The 14,462-nt window shown below is 64.5% G+C and carries 16 protein-coding genes; 2 read left to right on the plus strand and 14 right to left on the minus strand.

Going from position 1 to position 14,462, the window contains the following annotated elements:
- Window position 1: 1 nt before the first annotated feature.
- From G570_RS10910 to G570_RS10920, 3 genes are all read right to left on the minus strand, one after another.
- Window positions 2-223 (minus strand): hypothetical protein, encoded by a 222-nt coding sequence (locus G570_RS10910; protein ID WP_037502255.1) that lies wholly within the window; start codon window positions 221-223, stop codon window positions 2-4.
- 138 nt (window positions 224-361) lie between these two features.
- Entirely contained in the window at window positions 362-523 is a 162-nt protein-coding gene (locus G570_RS10915) for a Flp family type IVb pilin (protein ID WP_037502258.1), read from the minus strand.
- 156 nt (window positions 524-679) lie between these two features.
- Window positions 680-2,665 carry a transglycosylase domain-containing protein gene (locus G570_RS10920; RefSeq protein WP_084607676.1) on the minus strand — a complete coding sequence of 662 codons (1,986 nt, stop codon included), beginning with the start codon at window positions 2,663-2,665 and terminating at the stop codon, window positions 680-682.
- Between the two features lie 108 nt (window positions 2,666-2,773).
- Here G570_RS10920 and G570_RS10925 point away from each other — a divergent pair, with 108 nt between their 5' ends.
- Window positions 2,774-4,264 (plus strand): ABC transporter substrate-binding protein, encoded by a 1,491-nt coding sequence (locus G570_RS10925; protein WP_037502260.1) that lies wholly within the window; start codon window positions 2,774-2,776, stop codon window positions 4,262-4,264.
- A 40-nt stretch (window positions 4,265-4,304) separates the two neighbouring features.
- A complete protein-coding gene (locus G570_RS10930; RefSeq protein ID WP_051504583.1) occupies window positions 4,305-4,691 on the plus strand; it encodes a DUF4112 domain-containing protein in 387 nt (128 codons plus the stop codon).
- Here G570_RS10930 and nadA read toward each other — a convergent pair.
- From nadA to G570_RS13255, 11 genes are all read right to left on the minus strand, one after another.
- Window positions 4,688-5,686 carry a quinolinate synthase NadA gene (gene nadA / locus G570_RS10935; RefSeq protein ID WP_037502266.1) on the minus strand — a complete coding sequence of 333 codons (999 nt, stop codon included), beginning with the start codon at window positions 5,684-5,686 and terminating at the stop codon, window positions 4,688-4,690. The two genes, G570_RS10930 and nadA, sit on opposite strands and share 4 nt — an antisense overlap.
- A gap of 58 nt (window positions 5,687-5,744) precedes the next feature.
- Complete coding sequence (locus G570_RS10940) at window positions 5,745-6,437, minus strand: hypothetical protein (RefSeq protein ID WP_037504120.1); 693 nt, start codon at window positions 6,435-6,437, stop codon at window positions 5,745-5,747.
- Between the two features lie 163 nt (window positions 6,438-6,600).
- Window positions 6,601-7,317, minus strand: coding sequence for a DUF4230 domain-containing protein (locus tag G570_RS10945; protein WP_156930432.1), 717 nt, complete (start codon window positions 7,315-7,317; stop codon window positions 6,601-6,603).
- A complete protein-coding gene (locus G570_RS10950) occupies window positions 7,293-8,153 on the minus strand; it encodes an MBL fold metallo-hydrolase (RefSeq protein ID WP_037502270.1) in 861 nt (286 codons plus the stop codon). Before G570_RS10950 ends, G570_RS10945 begins: the two co-directional genes overlap by 25 nt.
- Before the next feature lie 85 nt (window positions 8,154-8,238).
- Window positions 8,239-9,816, minus strand: coding sequence for a M56 family metallopeptidase (locus tag G570_RS10955; protein WP_051504357.1), 1,578 nt, complete (start codon window positions 9,814-9,816; stop codon window positions 8,239-8,241).
- On the minus strand, window positions 9,813-10,199 hold the full coding sequence (locus tag G570_RS10960; RefSeq protein ID WP_037502273.1) for a BlaI/MecI/CopY family transcriptional regulator: 387 nt from the start codon (window positions 10,197-10,199) through the stop codon (window positions 9,813-9,815). Before G570_RS10960 ends, G570_RS10955 begins: the two co-directional genes overlap by 4 nt.
- A gap of 341 nt (window positions 10,200-10,540) precedes the next feature.
- Window positions 10,541-10,849 carry a Grx4 family monothiol glutaredoxin gene (gene grxD, locus G570_RS10965; protein WP_037502276.1) on the minus strand — a complete coding sequence of 103 codons (309 nt, stop codon included), beginning with the start codon at window positions 10,847-10,849 and terminating at the stop codon, window positions 10,541-10,543.
- Complete coding sequence (locus G570_RS10970) at window positions 10,846-11,091, minus strand: BolA family protein (RefSeq protein WP_037502279.1); 246 nt, start codon at window positions 11,089-11,091, stop codon at window positions 10,846-10,848. Before G570_RS10970 ends, grxD begins: the two co-directional genes overlap by 4 nt.
- The gene (locus G570_RS10975) at window positions 11,091-11,417 is read right to left on the minus strand and encodes a DUF1476 domain-containing protein (protein WP_037502283.1); all 327 of its coding nucleotides are present in this window, start codon (window positions 11,415-11,417) and stop codon (window positions 11,091-11,093) included. Before G570_RS10975 ends, G570_RS10970 begins: the two co-directional genes overlap by 1 nt.
- A 119-nt stretch (window positions 11,418-11,536) precedes the next feature.
- Window positions 11,537-12,079, minus strand: coding sequence for a L,D-transpeptidase family protein (locus G570_RS10980; RefSeq protein ID WP_051504359.1), 543 nt, complete (start codon window positions 12,077-12,079; stop codon window positions 11,537-11,539).
- Between the two features lie 88 nt (window positions 12,080-12,167).
- Window positions 12,168-14,462, minus strand: a complete 2,295-nt coding sequence (locus G570_RS13255) for a bifunctional diguanylate cyclase/phosphodiesterase (protein ID WP_051504361.1) — start codon at window positions 14,460-14,462, stop codon at window positions 12,168-12,170.

The raw sequence follows: 14,462 nt of genomic DNA on the forward strand, positions 1-14,462 counted from the left end.
CTTATTCGGTGGCGAAATTGACGGCGGCAAAATCGGAGTCGGTGACTTCGACCGCTGCGTAGCGGGCTGATTCGTCGACCGCCGCAAACTTCTTCGCTACCTCTGCAGCGCCCTCTTCCTGGTGCTTGTTGCCCTTCGACTTGGACGCGTCGTAGGCCAGCAGCGGACCGGTGGTCATGTAATAGGTCTCGCCGACCTGGATGATAAAACGACGATTGGCCATAGCCCGAGCACTCCCCACTAACCTCTCCGCACCTACCGCCATAGCGGTTCATTAACGCTCAGGAAAGCGCGGAAAAGCGGACAAAAAGAAAACGGCGGCGCCTTTCGGCACCGCCGCTTCCTTTGGCTAATCCAACAATTAGTCGAGTTCGTTCGACACGTTGTTGAAGGTGTTGCCGAGGTTGTTACCAATGCTCGACATCGCGGCAATCGCGGCAACGGCGATGAGGGCGGCAATCAGGCCGTATTCAATCGCGGTCGCACCCTTGTTGTTCTTGATCAGCTTCAGAATCTTCGCCATTTCTGGTCTCCTTCAGGCTCCACAAAGGGGATCCACTTTTCCCCACCTTGGCACTCGAAGGTGCCTCGGTTGCCGTCAGGATTACGTCCACAAGGGTTGAAAAAGACTTAAAGCCGCAGGTTTCTTTTCGTTAACCGCGATTTTTTTTGGCCCGCCCTATTTGCCCTTGCTGAGCCCGTCGATGAAGTCGGCGACGTTGCGAAGGATATCGGCCCCTTCCGTCCACTCGGCCGGAATGGGGCTTTCTCGCTTGTCGGGCTCGGGCAGGCGCTGCGGAATCCGGAACTGGCTGGGCAATGCCGGTCCGCGCCGACCGTCGATGGCGACTGCCGATCCCATGAACTGGCGCCAGATGTTGGCGGGGGCGGTGCCGCCGGTGATCTTGCCGAGCGACTGGTTGTCGTCGCGCCCGACCCAAACGCCGACCACCAGGTCCCCGGCAAAGCCGATGAAGAGCGCGTCGCGGTTGTTCTGCGTCGTCCCGGTCTTGCCGAAGGTTGTGGTGGAGATGGCGGCCCGGCGACCCGTCCCGCGGTTGGCTGATGCCCATAGAAGGTCGAGCATGGGTGCGCGGTCGCGGGCATCGTCGAGCCGCCCGCCACGGGCGAACATCGCACCCAACCCTCCGCCGTCGTCGCTCGCCTGCGGCGGCAGGCCCGTCGGCTTTACCGGGTAACGACCACCAGCAACCGCCGCATAGGCTGCGGTCAGTTCGAGCAGGTTCACGCCTGACGCGCCGAGCGACAGGCTGGGCTGGTTCGACAAAGGTGACGAAATGCCGAGGTCGCGCGCCGCACGGATGACGTTCTGCCGCCCGACCTGTTCGGCCAGTCGCACCGTCGCCGCATTGCTCGACCGTTCGAAGGCTTCGCGCAGGGTGATACGTCCGCGATAGACGCCGTCGCTGTTGCGCGGCGACCAACCGTCGATGGTGATCGGCGTGTCGTCGATGATGCTGTCCGGCGTGTAACCCGCGCGCATTGCGGCGAGATAGACAAACAGCTTGAAGGCGCTGCCCGGCTGGCGCAGCGCCTGCGTCGCCCGGTTGAACGGGCTCTTGGCATAGTTGCGGCCGCCGACCATCGCGACCACGCGCCCGTCCGGCCGCATTGCGACGAGCGCGGCCTGCGCATCCCCGATCGAAGCGCCCGCCACCGCGCGCACGGCGATGCGCTGCAGATCCGCATCGAGCGTCGTCGGTACCCTCACCTCACCATAGTCGGCGTCGAATGCGGCACTGGCCTGCGGGGCGACCCAGTCGGCGAAATAGGTTCCGGTCGGCACGTCCGCATTGACGCCTACCGGGCGTGCGGACGCCGTGTCGCGCGCCTTCTGCTGGCTGATGTAGCCATTGTCGGCCATTTCCTGCAGCACCAGGCGGCTGCGCTTCTGGGCCCCCGCCAGGTTATGCGTCGGCGCCAGCCGCGAGGGCGCCTGCACCATTCCGGCCAGCATCGCCGACTGGGCGAGCGTAAGCCGCTCAGGCTCCCGATCGAAATAATGGCGAGACGCGGCGCGGAGGCCGTAGACGCCGTCACCGAAATAGACGCTGCTGAGATAGCGCGACAGGATCTCGTCCTTGGTCAGCCACCCTTCCAGCCAGAAGGCGATGATCACCTCCTGCGCCTTGCGCTTGAAGCTGCGGTCGGAGGACAGGAAGCTGGTCTTGGCCAGCTGCTGGGTGATCGTGCTGCCGCCTTGGCGCACGCCGCCGGCCTGCACGTTGGTCACCAATGCCCGCCCTATCGACCGCAGATCGATGCCCCAGTGGCTGCGGAAGCGGCGGTCCTCGATGGCGATGAAGGCATTGGCGGTCAGGGGGTTGAGCTTGGCGACCTCGACCGGCTGGTCCTTGACCGCGCCGCGACGGGCGATCGACTGTCCTTCCGCGCTGACCAGCAACATGGCCGGATCGTCCAGCGGCTCGAGCGCGCGGCTCAGCGGTGCGGTGAATATCAGCCACAGCAGGGTCACCAGCACCAGCACGCCGGTGATGTTCAGCGCCAGGCGCAGCTTGCGCCAGCGCGGCTTCGGCGGCGCGTCCGGCGTCGGCTGCGGGGGCGTCGGTGGCGGCGCGAACGGGTCCGGCAATTCCTCAATGTTGGCGCCGCCCCGCTGCCAGACTCCGTGACCTTCGGTCATTCCTCTCCAACGCCCTCGCCGTCGCCTACTGACTTACAAAGGTAAGACAGCTGAGGGCAAATATCCAGTGGTTGATGAACCGCGCATTTAGGGACATGGTCCGCGGCCATGGCTACCTTCGTCCTGCCCCGCTGGCGCGCCTTGTCGCTGCTCCTGGCAACGATGGTTGCCGGGTGCAGCGGCAATGGCGACGAGCTTGCCAAGGTCGGGGTGATCGGCGACCAGCCGGCCCTCGTCGAGACTGTCGAAGCGCCGCTGACGGTCGGCGAGGCGCTGGTCAGGTCGAACATGGCGCAGGGCCTGGTCCGGTTCGACGCACGCGGCCAGGTCGTCCCGGGACTTGCCGAACGCTGGAACGTCAGCGACGACGGGCTGAGCTATATTTTCCGCCTGCAGACGGGTGAATGGCCCGACGGTCGCAAGCTGAAGGCGCAGGAAGTCGCGAAAATCCTTTCGCGCCAGCTTCGCGAGGCCAGTCGCAACCCGCTGAAAGACACGCTCGGCGCGGTAAAGGACGTCGTAGCGATGACCGACCGCGTCATCGAGATCCGCCTCGGCGCACCGCGACCCAATCTGCTGCAGTTACTTGCCCAGCCCGAACTTGGCCTTGTTCGCGCCTCGGTGGGAACCGGCCCCTTCTTCCCGATCAGGCGCGATGCATCACCCGATTACGATCCGGCCAAAAGCCTGTTGATCGAACATCGCATCAGGATTCCCGACGCCAAGGACGTTCGCGAGCAGGCGCTGATCACCGGCGCCCCCGCCTTTTCGCTGATCTCTCAGTTCAACGACGGCAAGCTCGATGTCGTGATCGGCGGCACGTTCGACGATCTGCCCTTGCTGCAGCGGGCCAACTCGCCGCGTGGATCGATCCGCTACGATCCGGTCGCGGGACTGTTCGGCCTCCTCCCGAACAGCCGGTCGACACTGATGCGCGACCGCGAATTGCGCAGGCTGGTCGCGCGCGCGATCGACCGGCAGGCGATCGTCGCGATGATGAACGTTCCGGGCCTGCAACCGCGCGCGACGATCCTCCAGCCGGGCCTTGAAGGCGTCAGGGACGTGGTCCAGCCCGACTGGGTCGGCCAGCCCGTTGGCCAGCGGCGCGCGCAGCTTATCGCCGAAGCCAACCGCATGTTCGGTTCGGTCGAGCGACCGGTCGTGCGCATCGAAATGCCGCAAGGGCCTGGCGGCGAGGCCGTCATTCGCCAGATCGCGCGCGATCTCGAGCCGCTGGGCCTCAAAGTCGGCCGTGCCGCTACGCCCGCGACGGCCGACCTGCTGTGGATCGACGAGGTCGCGCCGTCCAGCAGCCCGGCATGGTTCCTGCGGCGCTTCCGCTGCGCCGTCACGTCGGTCTGCCTTGAGGATGTCGAAACGGTGCTCGCGGCGGCTCGCGCCACGCCGGTCGCCAGGGACCGCGCGGCGCTGTTCCAGGCGGTGGCGACGCAAATGGACGAAGCGCAGCTGTTCATTCCGGTCGCCGCCCCAGTCCGCTGGTCGCTGGTCCGCTCGGGCATCGACGGTTTCATTGAAAACCCGTTTGGACGCCATACCTTAGTCGGCCTGAAGAACCGTCGCGCACGGGAGGACGAGTAAAGTGGTCACGACCGAACGCCTGAAGAAGCAGTTGCCGCCGATGGACAGCGATCCGGCATCCGTCCGCCAGCGGATCGAAGCGATGGAAAAGCTGCTGGAGCGGATGTTCGTCATCCCCGGGATCAACAAGCCGGTCGGCCTCGACGTTTTGCTCGACCTCATCCCCGGCGTCGGCACGGTGTCGGCCGCGGCGCTCGGCAGCTACATCGCCTGGGAAGCGCGAAACCTTGGCATGTCCAAGTGGCACTTGGTGCGCATGGGCGGCAACATCGGGTTCGACATGCTGCTCGGCGCGATCCCGTTCGTCGGCGCGGTGCCGGACTTCTTCTTCCGGTCCAACACCCGCAACCTCAGGATCATCAAGCGCCACCTCGACAAGCATCACCCGCACACCAAGGTGGTCGAGGCGGGCGCGCGCCCGCTCTAGTCGCGAACGATCGGCTTGCCGACGTCCCCCTGCCCCACGGTGCGCCCGGCCATGTCAAGCATCCGGTCGAGCGGCTTCCTCGCCGCGTCCATCAGTTCGGGCGACAGCTCGATCCGCGGTTCAAGATCGCGCAGCGCGACGTAGAGCTTTTCGAGCGTGTTGAGCGCCATATAGGGGCACATATTGCAGTTGCAGTTGCCGTCGCCGCCCGGCACGCCGATGAACGTCTTGTCGGGCGCGGCCTTTTCCATCTGGTGAATGATGTGCGGTTCGGTCGCGACCAGGATGACCTTGGCCGGCGAATTGATCGCGAAGTCGAGGATTGCCTTGGTCGATCCGACCAGATCGGCATGATCGACGATGTGCGGCGGGCATTCGGGATGGGCCGCGACCGGCGCGTCGGGATATTGCGCCTTGAGCTTCAACAGCTCGGTCTCGCTGAACGCCTGATGGACGATGCAGATGCCCGGCCACAACAGCATGTCACGCCCGAAGGTCCGCGACAGATAGCCGCCAAGATGCCGGTCGGGCCCGAAGATGATCTTCTGGTCCTTCGGGATCTGGTCGAGGATCACCTGCGCCGATGACGAGGTGACGATGATGTCGCTGAGCGCTTTCACCTCGGCGGAACAGTTGATGTAGGTGAGCGCGATATGGTCTGGGTGCGCCGCGCGGAACGCCTTGAACTCTTCGGGCGGGCAGCTGTCTTCCAGGCTGCAGCCGGCGTCCATGTCGGGAAGGATGACCGTCTTCTGCGGGCTCAGGATCTTGGCGGTTTCGGCCATGAAGCGCACGCCGCAAAAGGCGATGACGTCGGCATCGGTCGCCGCCGCCTTGCGCGACAGGTCAAGGCTGTCGCCGACGAAGTCGGCGAGGTCCTGGATTTCCGGTTTCTGGTAATAATGCGCCAGGATGACCGCGTTGCGCTCCTCCTTCAGCCGCTTGATCTCGGCGAGGAGGTCGAGGCCCTTGAGGCTCTGGGTCTGGGCGGTCACTGGTCACTCTCCCTGTCAGGCGTCGTCATGCGCGCCCGACAGGGAGATATGAGGTAGATCAACCTGCCGCAACCGCCTGCGCAAGATTGATGAAGGCGGGAAGGTAGGTCAGCGCCGAAATCAGCGCGTGCGATCCGAGCAGCGCGATCAGCACGACCTTGGTCGCCGGATGAACCGCGCCCATGACCTTGCGGTCGTGACGCGCGAGGATCCACACCATCAGCAGCTGAATGCCCGCAATCAGCCACTCGCCCATCTCACCGCCGATAAGCGGCATCGGGACCAGGCGACCCAGCGCGGGTTCGCTGATCAAGATCATCGAGCCCAGCATCAACCGGCGGTGCCATTCGGTCTGCTTGCGACGAGCGATGGCAAAAGCGACCATCGCCCCGAACGTCGCCGCACCGACCTGCGTGATCGCCAGGAATTGCGCTGGCGAGAAGAAGGGCGGGACGATGCCGATGCGAATGGCGGTGATGCCGGTGTAGCTCGCCATCGCGACCACAGCGACGGACAAGGCGACGCTGACCCAGCCGAGCGTGCGATGCAGGGCAATATTGCCGCTCTGGACCAGCACATTTTGCAGGACGAACATCGCCAGCCAGCTGACCATTACCGCGGCGTGCAGGTGGATGAACAGCGGTGCGCCGCGGAAATTGACGAAACCGCGCAGCTGGAACTGAATGAAACCGAACATGATGAAGACGACCAGCGCGATCGCGTAGCGCGTGAAAAACCGCTGGTCGGCCATGAAACCGCGCCCGGCCGTCACAGCCGTCGCGTGCCCATCTAAATGGGTTGCCATAAGATTTGCCCCCTAATTGGCGTTATGAAGGGCCCGTCCCCGGCATGTGGGCCATGGCGGCGCCACTATCATTAACCATCCCGAAAATCGAATCGCCGTTCGACGAACGTCAGCGGTTTTCCGACAAAACCTCGTTCACGCTGCGGCTATGGTCGAGCGGTTCAGTGACCGGCGACACGTCGGTGGCATATCGCGCCACGACCTTCGCATCCTTAATTCCCGCGGCGACCAGCGGCAGCGAAAAGCTGCGTTCCACCGCCTGCCGTCCCGCCTCGCGCGCTAGCCGCATCGGCACGCCGGCGCTCGCCTGCTGGCGCAGGTCCGACACGGCGCGGTCGCGATTGGCTCGGTCGAGCACGCTGTCGGCGTCGGTGACGGCGCTCAGCACCCCGCCCTCGCCATATTCTCGCGCGGCCTTCAGGTCGACTTCAGGCCCGGCGATCTCGATTTCGGGAAGCGTGACATTCAGCGTCTTGGTCGCCTCGTCCCAGCGAACGTCATCGGCTTCCAGCTTCGACAGGTCGAGCTCGTAGCGCACGTCGCCTGGCAGGACGAGCGTCCGTTCGGCACTGACCAGCCCGCCGAACCGCTCCTGCCGGCTCGAAACCACGGACACGTAACGGGCGACGAATGGCACCAGCCGGTTCTGCGCGCGCATCGATTGCAGCGCCGATGACGCGACGGTTTCGGCATTCGGTCCGCCGCCGAAAATCCATTTGCCGACATTGACCGCCCCGCCGACCAACAGGCCGAGGATTAGCGCGACGACGATCGCGCCGATCGCCAGCGGCTTGTTGAAGGTCATTCGCTGCGGCTGATCATCCATGTCTCACCCTCCGCTTCCTCAACGAGCCCGCGGCGTTTGAGATCCATCAGATGTGCCAGCACCGAACCGCCGGCGGCGGGGATCAGTCGCGGGTCGAGCCCGGGATACGCACCCGCGACGATCGCGTCGATGGTCCCGGCCCCCTCTCCCACCAGCCGCAGGATCTGCCGCTCGCGCTGCATGCGATGACCGATCATTCCCCGCACCAGCTGGTTCGGCTTTTGGATCGCCGGCCCATGCGCCGGATAATAGATGCGGTCGTCGCGCTGCCGCAGCTTGTCGAGGCTCAGCATATAGTCGCCCATGTCGCCGTCCGGCGGCACCACCACCGTCGTCGACCAGCCCATGACATGATCCCCGGTGAACAGCGCGCCGCGACAGGCGAAGCAGAGATGATTGGAGGTGTGCCCGGGCGTCGCCACGGCCTCCAGCGCCTCGCCGCCCGCCAGTTCGATCCGCTCGCCATCGGCCAGGATGCGATCGGGCCGATAGTCGCCATCGAACGCGGCATCCGCCCGTGGCCCGACCGCTTCCAGCGTCAGCGGCGCACAGCCGACGATGGGCGCGCCGGTCCGCGCCTTCAGCGCACGGCTGGCGGGCGAATGGTCGCGGTGGGTGTGGGTGCAGGCGATGGCGACGATCGGCCGTCCGGCTGCCGCCGCGACGATCGCATCGACATGCTCAGGCATATCGGGACCGGGATCGATGACCACAAGCACGTCCGTCCCGATGAGATAGGTCTGCGTCCCGAAGTATGTGTAGGGCGACGGATTGCGCGCGAGCAGCCGGGCGATACCGGGCTCAAGCTCTTCCAAGATGGCGTAAGGGGCGTCCACGACAGCCTCCCTGCCACGGACGCCCCCGCCACGCAAAGCGCCATCGGGGTATATGATGGCGCGTCTCGCGCCGCTTGGAGCCTTGTTACCAGCGATCGCCGCGGTCGAGTTTGTCCAGCTTGCTGTCGATATCGGCGAGCGACTGCTCGGCCTTGCGAAGCTCGGCCTTCATCTTTTCCGGGTCGATCGATTCCAGCGCCTCGCGCTTGATCTTTTCGACGTCCATCTTCTCGATGTCGGCCAGTGAGGCGCGGACCTGCGCCTTGATCTGCTCGGGATCGACCCCGCCCCGGCGCATCTCGGCAGCGTTGGCGTCGATTTCGCGCAAGGCGGCAGCGACTTCGGCGCGGGCCTTGGCCATTTCCTTTTCGAAGTCGCCGTTGCGGAATTGCTCCATGTCGCGGCGGGCGTTGGCGAGATCGCGTTCCATCTGCGCCTGCCCCTGGGCCAGTTCAACGCGAGCCTTGGCGGTTTCCTCCCGGATGCGCTGGCGTTCGGCCGGGCTAAGCTCGGTCCAGCGCTTGGTCTTGCCGTCGATGCGGACGCTGTCGTTGCCGATGAAGCTGATGTCGGCATGCCCGGCCGTCACACCCGGTGCTTCGGGCGCTTCGGGGGCTGCGGGGGCTTCCGGCGCCGACGCCAGCGCGGCAGCCGCAATCGGCGCCAACGGGGCGCTCGGCGCCGAAGGGGCGACGGGCGCGGTCGGCGCGCTCGGCGCGGCGACATCGACATAGTCGATCGCACGGGTCGCGGTCAGCGGCAGGGCGAGCGCGGCCACGGCGACGATGGCGACGGTCGCGCCGATCCGGCGGGACTTGGGGGTATTGTTCAACATGGACTTAAGCCTCCTGTGCAGGGTTTTCTTCTGATCGAGCGCGCTGGCCAGCAGCAGCGCCCGCCCCGAAGCGGCCTTGGCGATCGCCCGGCCATAGTCGGCACGGTCGCTGGGCATCGCCTTGTCCAGGACCCGGGCATCGCAGGCAGCTTCCTGGTCGAACCGGAACGCTGCGTACGACCACCAGGCAAGTGGGTTGAACCACTGGAGGCTGAGGAGGACGAAGGCAAAACTGTTTGTGTAAAGGTCGAGATGGCGGTGGTGCGCCAGTTCATGGTCGAGCGCCAGGCAGCGCTCGCGCTCGTCGAAGCGGCGCTCGAAATCGGCCGGAAGCGCAATGACACGGTCGATCAGGCCGAAGGCAAGCGGGCCGGCAACGGCATGCGTCTTGACCAGCCGGATGCTGCCGATCCGCGCTAGCTGCACCGATCCCTTGAGGATGTCGGCGCGTTGGACGCGATATTCGAACAGGCCACGCAGCAGCAGTCCGGCGGCGATGCCGAGCCAGATCGTCATCAGGATCGTCGGCCATCCACCGAGCGCATCGACCAGCGTGCGTTCGACCGGTGTCACAGCACTCAGCAGTTGCGGTTCCACCGCCAGCGGGGTCAACAACGGCGTGCTGTCGACGTTGACCGGCTGCAGCGCCGGCACCGTTCGCGTGACCGTTTCGGTGAGGGTCGGCATCAGCGCGCGGGCCGCAGGAAGCAGCCACAGCGCATAGGCCGCGCGCGAACCGAACTTCTCGCGCACTGGCTGGCGCAGGATCAGCACCAGCAGCATCAGCACGGAGGTGGCGAACAGCGTATCGACCAGCCAGTCGGTCATGACTTCAGCTCCTTCAACAGGGCCTCGAGCGCGGCGATGTCGTCGTCATCCAGCGCATCCTCCTGGGCGAGGTGCGCGACCAGCGGCGATAGACGGCCGCCGAACAACCGTTCGACAAACCGCTTCGATTCCGGCCCAACATAGGCCTCGCGCGGAAAGGCGGCCGAATAGAGGAAACGGCGACCATCCTCGCGATGCTCAAGCGCTCCCTTGGCTACCAGTCGCGACAGCATTGTCTTGACCGTCGGAAGCGACCAACCGCGCGCGGCATCGATCCCTTCGGCAATGTCGGTGGCGGTCATCGGCGCGGATGCCGCCCACACCACTTCCATCACGTCCAGTTCGGCGTCGCTGATACGCTTGTCGAGACTCGGTTTGACCATTGCCTGCCCTTTCGATGACAGGTGTAATCGTTATGACTACAGTTGTAAACATCCGTTGGTCGAAAGCGACGAACGGCGGAAATTGTGTCGGAAATTTTGACAAGAGAGGGCTACAGGCAGACCCGCCCAGGATTATTTATGGCAGTTTTCTGTCACTAAATCGATTTGGCACGTCCGTTGCAAAATAGAGTGGGTCCACTTGGTTCCACACCAAATCCAAGGGGCGGCAACAGGCGGTTTTCTGGTCCCCCTGTCGCCGCCCCTTTCGATTTTCCGGCAAACGCACATACGAAAAAGGCGGCCCGACCGGACCGCCTCTCACGTCACCGAAAATGGAGTGCTTACGCCGCGACCAGCTGTCGCAACTCGCCGCTTTCGAACATTTCCATCATGATGTCGCTGCCGCCGACGAATTCGCCCTTCACATAAAGCTGCGGGATCGTCGGCCAGTCGGAATATTCCTTGATGCCCTGGCGGATCTCCGGGTCCTGCAGCACATCGACCGTTTCATAGGTCGCACCGAGGTGGTCGAGGATCGCCACCGCGCGGCTCGAAAAGCCGCACTGCGGGAACAGCGCGCTGCCCTTCATGAACAGCACCACGTCATTGTTCTTCACCAGCGCGTCGATGCGCTCATTTGCATTGCTCATTCATGGTCTCCGCTCGGCACTGCCGTTTCCAATTGCAGTGCATGAAGTTCGCCCCCCATGCGGCCGCCCAGCGCCTTGTACACCAACTGGTGCTGGCGCACGCGGTTCATCCCGGCGAAAGCAGCGCTGACGACACGGGCAGCATAATGGTCGCCGTCCCCGGCCAGGTCGCGAATTTCGACCCGGGCGTCGGGAATGGCGGCGACGATCAGCGCTTCGATGTCCTGTGCCGCCATCGGCATCAGTTGCTGGCCTCGATGATCTGGCGCCGCGCCTCCACCAGCTTGTGGCCGAGATTCTCGCGGATCGTCGCTTCGTCGGTGTCGACGCCGGCGCTGGTCAGGTCGCCCAGCACCTTGCGGATGACATCCTCGTCGCCTGCATGTTCGAAATCGGCGCGCACAACGTCCGAGGCATAGGCATTGGCCTCGACGTCGCTCAGGCCCATCTTGTCCGCGGCCCAAAGGCCCAACAGCTTGTTGCGGCGGGCGATGATGCGGAACTGCATTTCCTCGTCATGGGCGAACTTGGCTTCGAAGGCGCGTTCGCGATCGTCGAACTGGGTCATCGGTCATCCCTTTGTTTGCGTTTGACCGCCAGATAGGCGCGAGGCCTGCATCACGCAACGAAAAGCGGGCCCGTGCTGACCACACGGACCCGCATTTTTGAAAGGTCATGCCTGCCTTCTCAAGCGGCGATCATCACCTGCGACCCGACGTCGGTGATCGAAAACAGCTTTTGGGCGAAGGCTACCGGGAGGCGGATACAGCCATGCGACGCCGCATAGCCGGGATTATGACCGGCATGGAGCGCGATGCCATATTCGTCGAGGCGCTGCATGAACGGCATCGGCGCATTGTCGTACGTGCGGCTGTGGTGCATCCGCTTCTTTTCCAGCACGGGGAAGATGCCGGTCGGGGTAACCTTGCCTTCCTTGGCGGTCGATACGGCGGCCGCACCGACCAGGGTGCCGCTGCGATACACATAGGCCATCTGGTCGGAGATGCTGACGATCACATTGACGTCGCCGGGGGTCGAACCCTGGTCGTCCCACAGGAAACGGTTGGGCTTGATTTCAGCGGTCCCGAACTTGACCATCATGTCTTCACGGGCCTGCTGGGCGGCATCGGCGGCTTGGGCACGGGCTTCGGGCGTTTCGATCGTGGCGGCAGCGACGGTCGGCATCAAGGCACAACACGCCGCAGCCAGCGCGAGGGCTAGCTTGTTCATTTTGCGGCTCTTTTTCAAAGTTTTGGTTCGAACGGAAAGCGCTGTGGAAGCAAAGAAGTTCCGTGAATTACGCTACCGTAACGAACGCCTATGCCGCGCGCTCTCCGCAATCGGCCGTTGACGGGGGAACGACTAACGGCGGCACTTTCGACGCAGGAACGGCCTCGCTGAACAGATAGCCCTGACCCAGCCTGCAGCCCAGCGCCCACAGGAAGTCGCGCTGCGCCCCCGTTTCGATCCCCTCTGCCACCACGTCGATCTTCAGCGCCTGTCCGAGCCCGATCAGCGCGTCGACGATCGCGCCGTCGCCGGCGTCGATCTGGAGGTCACGGATGAAGGTGCGATCGATCTTGATGATCGCGACCGGGAACTGCTTGAGATGCGACAGCGACGCGAAGCCCGTCCCGAAATCGTCTAGCGCGAGCAGGATGCCGCGGTTGGCAAGCGTGCGGAAGGTCCGTTCGACATGTTCGGCACCGCGGCCGAGCAACACGCTTTCGGTAACCTCGACCTGGATCAGCGAGGGATCGATCCGCATCAGGTCAAGCCGCGCCAACAACCGTTCGGCATAATCGCCGCGCCGCAACTCGGCTGCCGACGCATTGATCGCGACATGGCCGAAGTCGACGCCCGCACGGCGCCAGCGGACGATATCTTCCAGCACCTGCTCGATCATCTTGTCGCTGATCGCCGAAGCCAGCGCGCTATCTTCAAAAGCTGCTGCCAGCACGTCCGGGCCGATCGGCTCCCCGTCCGGCGGGCAGATGCGCAAAAGCGCCTCGAAGCCGAGCACGCGGCCGTCCTCCAGTGACACCTTGGGCTGGTAGAAGGGCCGGATATTGTCCTGGGCCAGTGCCTGGTTAGCGGCCGACATCATCTCGCGCCGGCCGATCAGGCTGTTCCACATCTTGGGGTGATAGATACGGCAGACGCCCTTGCCGGTCGCCTTGGATTCATACAGAGCAAGGTCGGCATGCTTGAGGATGGTGACCGCGCTATCCTTGGCCTTGCGGATCGCGCCGCCGATGCTGGCCCGGACCTGGATATTCTGCGACCCGTGAACGCAGGGCATATCGAAGCGGTGCAGCAGGCGGCGGCAAAAGGCCTCCAGCCGCTGGTCGTCCGAATAATCGGCCAACAACAACGCGAACTCGTCGCCGCCCAGTCGCGCCATGATGTCCTGCGGCCCGATGGCGGAACGGACGCGATCGGCAAAAGCGAGCAGCACCGCGTCGCCCGCGTCATGGCCCAGGCTGTCGTTGATCAGCTTGAAATCGTCGACGTCGAGCAACACCAGCGCGAATGGGACCGGATCGAGATGTCCGCGCCGGATCCACTCGTCGAGCGACTTCTGGAAAAAGGCACGGTTGGGCAGCCCGGTGAGGCCGTCGTGAAAGGCCAGTCGCGCGGCCTCCCCTTCGGCCGACGCAAGATCCTGCGCGGTCTGGCGAAGCCGCCGACCGATCACGGTGACGTAGATCGCCAGGATGAGGATCATCAGCGCGGTGAACGGCCAAAGGCGGCTCAGGATTCGCGTCCCCGGCAGCTCGGGCTTCCAGATGAGATAACCCATCGACGCACCCCATTCGGTGCGCAGCGAAATGCTGTGTTCGCCCGGACCCGGATTGTCGGTTTCGGAAAAGCGCGGATCGGCGATCAGCTGGCGGGCGCTGAGCTGGTCGAGGAAATTGCTGTCGAGATATCGAATGCTGACCAGGATCGGCCAGCCGCCGCGCGGCTTCACATAGCCTTGGGTCGCAGGCACGATCAGCATCGCGCTGACCGCCGCTGGGCGACCGCCCACTTCGACCAGGTGGGAATCATGTTTGGACCGCGACGTGGTCTGGACGGTGCTGCCATGCGCCAATTGGCGACCCGTGCTACGATCGTGGATGCCGACGGGCTCGACCGTGCGGCCGCGCAGGCTTTCGATCAGGTGGCCGATCTCGCTGTGACGCGCGCCGTATCGGCCCGGGCTGACGACCTGCCCCTTGATATCGGCGTAGATCGGCTTGTCGTAGCCGTCGAGGATGTAGGTCTCGTCATGGCCGAACAACTGGTTCAGATAGCCGCCGACATTCCATTCGAGCCACTGGACGTCAGGTTTGACCGCGACCGCCTGCTGCGCGGATTCGTCCCAGACCGCGACCGTTTCCTGCTGCAGCGCCAGTTCGTCGACGCTGCTTTCCATGGCATGTTCGGCAAGTTGGGCCTGCCGCTCGACCGACACGACGTCGGATTCATGCGCCGCCCACAAGGCGCCGCCCACGGCAAGGCAGATCGTCGCCAGAACCACCGCAAGGATGGTCTTGCTGATCGAAACATTGATTGTCCGGTCGGCCCCCGACGTATGGGTCGTCGGCCGACGAATATCCCACGCCAT

The sequence above is a fragment of the Sphingomonas jaspsi DSM 18422 genome (genome assembly GCF_000585415.1).
In the GTDB taxonomy this organism is placed as follows: Bacteria; Pseudomonadota; Alphaproteobacteria; order Sphingomonadales; family Sphingomonadaceae; genus Sphingomicrobium; species Sphingomicrobium jaspsi.

Excerpts from the sequence above, each read along its gene's own strand:
- G570_RS10920 (WP_084607676.1), bottom strand. The coding sequence starts at position 2,665 with ATGACCGAAGGTCACGGAGTCTGGCAGCGGGGCGGCGCCAACATTGAG.
- G570_RS10925 (WP_037502260.1), top strand. The coding sequence starts at position 2,774 with ATGGCTACCTTCGTCCTGCCCCGCTGGCGCGCCTTGTCGCTGCTCCTG.
- G570_RS10955 (WP_051504357.1), bottom strand. The coding sequence starts at position 9,816 with ATGACCGACTGGCTGGTCGATACGCTGTTCGCCACCTCCGTGCTGATG.
- G570_RS10975 (WP_037502283.1), bottom strand. The coding sequence starts at position 11,417 with ATGACCCAGTTCGACGATCGCGAACGCGCCTTCGAAGCCAAGTTCGCC.
- grxD (WP_037502276.1), bottom strand. The coding sequence starts at position 10,849 with ATGAGCAATGCAAATGAGCGCATCGACGCGCTGGTGAAGAACAATGAC.
- G570_RS10940 (WP_037504120.1), bottom strand. The coding sequence starts at position 6,437 with ATGGCCGACCAGCGGTTTTTCACGCGCTACGCGATCGCGCTGGTCGTC.
- G570_RS10960 (WP_037502273.1), bottom strand. The coding sequence starts at position 10,199 with ATGGTCAAACCGAGTCTCGACAAGCGTATCAGCGACGCCGAACTGGAC.
- G570_RS10910 (WP_037502255.1), bottom strand. The coding sequence starts at position 223 with ATGGCCAATCGTCGTTTTATCATCCAGGTCGGCGAGACCTATTACATG.
- G570_RS13255 (WP_051504361.1), bottom strand. The coding sequence starts at position 14,462 with ATGGCGTGGGATATTCGTCGGCCGACGACCCATACGTCGGGGGCCGAC.
- G570_RS10945 (WP_156930432.1), bottom strand. The coding sequence starts at position 7,317 with ATGGATGATCAGCCGCAGCGAATGACCTTCAACAAGCCGCTGGCGATC.
- G570_RS10980 (WP_051504359.1), bottom strand. The coding sequence starts at position 12,079 with ATGAACAAGCTAGCCCTCGCGCTGGCTGCGGCGTGTTGTGCCTTGATG.
- G570_RS10930 (WP_051504583.1), top strand. The coding sequence starts at position 4,305 with ATGGACAGCGATCCGGCATCCGTCCGCCAGCGGATCGAAGCGATGGAA.
- G570_RS10970 (WP_037502279.1), bottom strand. The coding sequence starts at position 11,091 with ATGCCGATGGCGGCACAGGACATCGAAGCGCTGATCGTCGCCGCCATT.
- G570_RS10915 (WP_037502258.1), bottom strand. The coding sequence starts at position 523 with ATGGCGAAGATTCTGAAGCTGATCAAGAACAACAAGGGTGCGACCGCG.